The organism is Sulfitobacter sp. HI0129 (genome assembly GCF_001635395.1).
Taxonomy (GTDB): domain Bacteria; phylum Pseudomonadota; class Alphaproteobacteria; order Rhodobacterales; family Rhodobacteraceae; genus Sulfitobacter.
This window is the reverse complement of sequence record NZ_LWGH01000826.1, coordinates 1-4949: the sequence shown is the minus strand read 5'-3', so window position 1 is coordinate 4949 and position 4949 is coordinate 1. Positions and strand designations below refer to the sequence as shown.

At 65.5% G+C, this 4949-nt stretch carries 4 protein-coding genes and 1 pseudogene; all 5 read right to left on the bottom strand.

From position 1 onward, the window contains the following. A pseudogene (locus A3764_RS19560) lies at positions 1-390 on the bottom strand (2-dehydro-3-deoxy-6-phosphogalactonate aldolase); the annotation flags it as partial. Continuing rightward, a complete protein-coding gene (locus A3764_RS19555) occupies positions 387-1295 on the bottom strand; it encodes a 2-dehydro-3-deoxygalactonokinase (protein ID WP_067925491.1) in 909 nt (302 codons plus the stop codon). The gene A3764_RS19555 and the pseudogene A3764_RS19560, both read right to left, overlap by 4 nt. Next, positions 1292-2062: an SDR family NAD(P)-dependent oxidoreductase gene (locus A3764_RS19550; protein WP_067925489.1), complete on the bottom strand. Its 771-nt coding sequence runs from the start codon at positions 2060-2062 to the stop codon at positions 1292-1294. Before A3764_RS19550 ends, A3764_RS19555 begins: the two co-directional genes overlap by 4 nt. Then, positions 2062-3771, bottom strand: a complete 1710-nt coding sequence (locus tag A3764_RS19545) for an IlvD/Edd family dehydratase (RefSeq protein WP_067925487.1) — start codon at positions 3769-3771, stop codon at positions 2062-2064. The genes A3764_RS19550 and A3764_RS19545 overlap by 1 nt, the downstream gene beginning before the upstream one ends. Continuing rightward, positions 3768-4949: alpha-galactosidase (locus A3764_RS19540; RefSeq protein WP_150122320.1), on the bottom strand; the 1182-nt coding region annotated here is incomplete at its 5' end. The genes A3764_RS19545 and A3764_RS19540, both read right to left, overlap by 4 nt.

The window sequence follows — 4949 nt, the reverse complement described above, 5'->3', positions numbered from 1 at the left end:
GCCGGTCAGGAAGGCCGGGAAAAACTTCAACCCGTCCGCCCCATGCCGCAGGGCGGTGAAACATTCCGTCGGACTGGCCACCCCGGGATAGGAGGCAAGGCCGAGCGTCTTCGTCCGTTCGATGACTGCAGGATTGCAGTCGGGCGAGACCACGAGCCTGCCCCCGGCATCGCGCACCCGGTCCACATCCTGCGGGTCCAGAACCGTACCCGCCCCGACCATGGCGTGATGCCCGAACCCTTGGGCGAGCGCCTCGATTGACCGGAAGGGCTGGGGGGAGTTCAGCGGCACTTCGATCCTGTCGATCCCGGCACTGACCAGCGCGTCGCCCACGCCTGCCACCTCCTGCGGGGTGATACCGCGGAGAATGGCGATGATATGCCTGCTCATGCGGATGCCTCCGCATAGGCGGCACTCAGCCCCGCCAGAACGATGTCGGCCCCGTCGGTCTCGCGCACCGCCGCTCCCTGCGCCTGCAGCGCGGTCCGGTAGCGCGCCGTCAGCGTCGGCGCGCCGATCAGCATGATATCCCGGCCCAGCCAGTAATCCCGTGCGCCCGCGATCTCCATCCCCAGCAGCAGGCCCGAAAGCCGTGCCCTGAGGCGCGCGGGGTCTGTCCCTTCCAACAGCGCGCCCGCCCGCAGGCCGAAAAGACGGGCCGCAAGCCGCTGCGGGTTCGACATCATGTCATCCACCGAAGAGAGAAACGCCGCATCGTCCCAGCCATCTTCCTGAGATACGGAATGGCGCAGCACCGACTGGCGGGCCAGCAGGTCGAACAGCTCCCCCGTCATGAAGGTCCGGAAGCTTACGATCTCACCCGCGCTCACATGAACCCATTTGCTGTGGGTGCCGGGCAGGCAGAACACACCGTCAAAATCTGGATCGCTGCGGAGGTAGCCCGCGATCTGCGTTTCCTCCCCCCGCATCACGTCGGGAGGCGAAAGCTGGCTGACACCGGGCAGGATGCGCACATCCAGCCGCCGGTCCCGCACCCGGGGCCGCACCGCCTGTGCCAGTGCAGGCGGCGCGCATGGAACCGCGGCATAGGGCGCTTCGTGCCAGCCCTGTTTTGCGCCCACCATGCCACAGGCGATGACCGGCAAACGCTCCGAACCGAGCCAGGGGCCCAACAAATCCAGCAAGGCCGGCTCAAACCCATCGGGGTCGAGGCTGTTCATCCCCGCCGGTGCGCGAGACGTCGCCAGAACCTCACCCCCCGCACCCAAGACCCAGGCGCGCAGGTTCGAGGTGCCCCAGTCCACCGCCACCCATGCCGCTTTGCCGTCACTCATCCCGTCACCACCACGCCACCATCCACGACCATGACCTGACCCGTCATCATCCGGCTCGCCCCCGAAGAAAGGAACAGCGTCGCCGCCACAATGTCCTGTGGGGCCAGATGATCCTTCAGGCATTGGCGTTCCAGATGCGCGGCCAGCGCCTCGGGCGTTGCCCACATGTCTTTCTGTTTGTCGGTCAGCACCCAGCCGGGTGCAAGCGCGTTCACGCGGATGCCGTCTGGGCCGAATTCCCGGGCGAGGCTGCGGGTCATGCCATTGATGCCTGCATTGGCCGTCGTGTAGGCGGGATAGCCCGTGTTCCCCATCATGTAGCTGATGGAGGTGAAGTTCACGATCGCCCCGCCCCCCGCCGCGCGCATGCAGGGGATCACCGCCTGACAGGCAAAGAAATAGGCTTTCAGGTTGATGGCCTGGGATTGGTCCCAGAAAGCCTCCGTTACATCCTCCGTCTCATGCCGCTTGTCGTTCGCGGCATTGTTGATGAGAACGCGCACCGGGCCGTGGGCCTCCCCCGCCTCTTCGATACAGGAACGCAGCCGCGCCACATCCGTGATGTCGCATTGCAGGAACAGCGGCCTGCGCCCGTGGCGGGCCTCCATCTCGTCGCAAAACGCGGTGGCGTCGGACCGCTGAACAAAGGCGACCCGCGCACCTTGCCGGAGGAACCCTTCCGTCAGCGCCGCGCCGATCCCCGATCCGCCGCCGGTGATAAAGACGCTTTGACCATCAAGGTCATGAAATGTGGCCAGCGGATTCATCAATGGCTTTCCCGCGTGACGGGGCGGGTGTCCTTGCCCACGAGGAAATCGAGGTCCGCGCCCCGGTCCGCCTGCAACACATGATCGACGTACATCTTGGCGTAGCCCCGTGTGTAGTGCGGCGGGGGGGCCACCCAACCCGCGCGGCGCTCTTTCAGTTCCGCCTCTGACACCAGCAGATCGAGCGTACCCGCCTGTGCCGAAACGCGAATGCGGTCGCCCGTCTGCACCATCGCCAGCGGCCCCCCGTCATGCGCTTCGGGCGCGACATGCAGGATCACGGTGCCGAAGGCGGTGCCCGACATGCGCGCATCCGAAATGCGAACGATATCGCGCACCCCCTGCCGGACGAGCTTGGCGGGCAAGGGCATGTCACCGACTTCGGGCATCCCGGGATAGCCCTTCGGCCCGCATCCTTTCAGCACGAGGATCGTGTCGGCTGTCACCGGCAGGTCGTCGCGGTCGATATTGGCCTTCAACTCCTCGATGCTGTCGAAAACATACGCTTCGCCTTCATGCTCAAGCAGGTCGTCCGTCGCCGCGGACGGTTTGACGATCGCCCCCCGCGGCGCGAGGTTGCCGCGCAGCACGCGCAGCCCCGCGGCGGGTTTCAGCGGGTCGTCGAAGGGTCGGATCACATCGCGGTTATGGCATTCGGCCCCCTGATGATAGGCCGCGATATCCCCGCCCAGTACCGTGCGGGCAGGCCGCAGCAGATGGGCGACCTCTGCCAGCACGGCGGCCATACCCCCGGCATAGCAAAAATCCTCCATCAGGTATTTGCCCGACGGCATGCAGTTCACCAGCAGGGGAATACCGCTGCCGATCTCGAAATCGGACAGGTCCAGTTCGATGCCCACGCGACCGGCAAGCGCCAGCAGATGGATCACCGCATTGGTCGAACCGCCCACCGCGGCATTGGCGATGATCGCGTTCTCAAAACTTTCGCGGGTCAATACCTTCGAGATGCGCAGATCCTCCTCGACCATCTCGACGATGCGCCGCCCGGTGATATGTGCCAGGGCCATGCGGCGGGCATCGACCGCTGGCAGGGCTGCATTGGTTGGCAGCGCCATGCCCATCGCTTCGGTCAGCGAGGCCATGGTGGAGGCCGTGCCCATCGTCATGCATACGCCCTTCGACCGGCTCATCCCGCTTTCGGTGGCCATGAAATCCGCCAGCGTCATCTCGCCCGCCTTCACCGCGGTGGCGAACTTGCGCAGATCGGTGCCCGAACCCAGATCGCGCCCCTTCCATTTGCCGTTCAGCATCGGCCCCGAAGAGACGACGATCGACGGCAAGTCAACCGAGGCCGCGCCCATGAGCTGCCCCGGCGTGGTCTTGTCGCAGCCCCCCAGCAGCACCACCCCGTCGATCCCATAGGCGCGGATCGATTCCTCCACGTCCATGGCGAGCAGGTTGCGGAACAGCATGGCTGTGGGCTTCATCTGCGTCTCGCCAAGGCTCATCACCGGGAATTCGACCGGAAAGCCCCCGGCCTCCCAGACGCCGCGCTTCACGCCTTCGGCCAGATCGCGCAGGCCCGAGTTGCAGGGCGTCAGTTCCGACCATGTGTTGCAGATGCCGATGACGGGCCGACCGTCAAACACGTGATCCGGAAAACCCTGGTTCTTCATCCATGACCGCCGGGTGAACCCGTCCTTGTCGATCATGCCGTACCATGCGCGGCTGCGGCGGTCGTCGGTCATCTGCGTTCTCCTTTCACGACCCACATCGTCTCGGGAAAACTCCACGGCAGGGTCAGCCCGTGGTTCATCAGGAACGCCCCCGAAAGTTCAAGGGGGCCGGACTTTAATTTCTGATCCCCGCGCGACAGGCCCGGCGCATCTTCCCGGTTGATCAGGTCGATGCGGTAGATGGCGTCAGGCACCAACCCGGTCAGGGGCAGCGGGCGCGGGGCGATCTGCGAAGAGGTCGCGCCCTTGCCCGCGAAAACCACGAAACCCACGCCGTCCCGCGCCATATGCTGTTCGGCCAGAACGCTAGGATCGGCACTGTTGAGCCGCAGGATATCCGCGCGCATCAGCCAGTCGCGGTTCTCCTTCCACCAAGCGGTCACGTCCCGCAGGACCTCTGCCTCTTCGTCGGTAAGCTCGCGGGGGTCCATCTCGAACCCCATGTGTCGCTGCGCCGCGACCCAGGCGCGGAACCTGATGTCATGGCTGCGCCCCGACGTATGGCAGCGCCGGGGGCCTACATGGCTTCCCGTGACTGCCATGGGCAGAAACAGGGCGGCTTCGTGCTGAATGCGCAAACGCTCCAGCGCGTCGTTGCTGTCGGACAGCCACACACGCTGCGTATGCTCCAGAATTCCAAAGTCGATCCGCCCGCCGCCCGAGGCGCAGCTTTCGATCTCCGCCTCCGGGAAGGCACAACGCAAGCGGGTGAGCAACGCCAGCGTTCCGCGCGTCTGGGCGGCGGACGGCACGGGCAGCACCCGGTTATGGTCCCACTTGATGTAGTCGATGTCGTTCCGGCTGAGGATGTCGGCCATCCGGTCGAAGAGGTAGTCGCGCACCTGCGGCAGGCTCATGTCCAGCACCAGTTGCTGACGGCCCATGACCTGATCATCAGGGCCAAGCACCCAGTCGGGATGCGCCCGGAAGAGATCGGAGTCACTGTTGACCATCTCGGGTTCGAACCACAGGCCGAAGGTCATGCCCAGGCTCCGGACATGCTCGATCAGCGGGGTCAGCCCGTCNGGATATTTGNGCGCANCCACGGCCNAGNCCCCCAGCGCGCGCGTGTNATCGTCGCGCACGCCGAACCAGCCGTCATCCAGCACGAAGCGCTCCGCGCCAAGGCTTGAGGCACGGCTGGCGATCTCTTTCAGTTCCTCGGGATCGTGGTCGAAATAAACCGCTTC

What these genes read in the sequence shown, in the direction of transcription:
- A3764_RS19550 (WP_067925489.1), bottom strand. Translation starts at nt 2,062, where the DNA reads ATGAATCCGCTGGCCACATTTCATGACCTTGATGGTCAAAGCGTCTTT.
- A3764_RS19555 (WP_067925491.1), bottom strand. Translation starts at nt 1,295, where the DNA reads ATGAGTGACGGCAAAGCGGCATGGGTGGCGGTGGACTGGGGCACCTCG.
- A3764_RS19545 (WP_067925487.1), bottom strand. Translation starts at nt 3,771, where the DNA reads ATGACCGACGACCGCCGCAGCCGCGCATGGTACGGCATGATCGACAAG.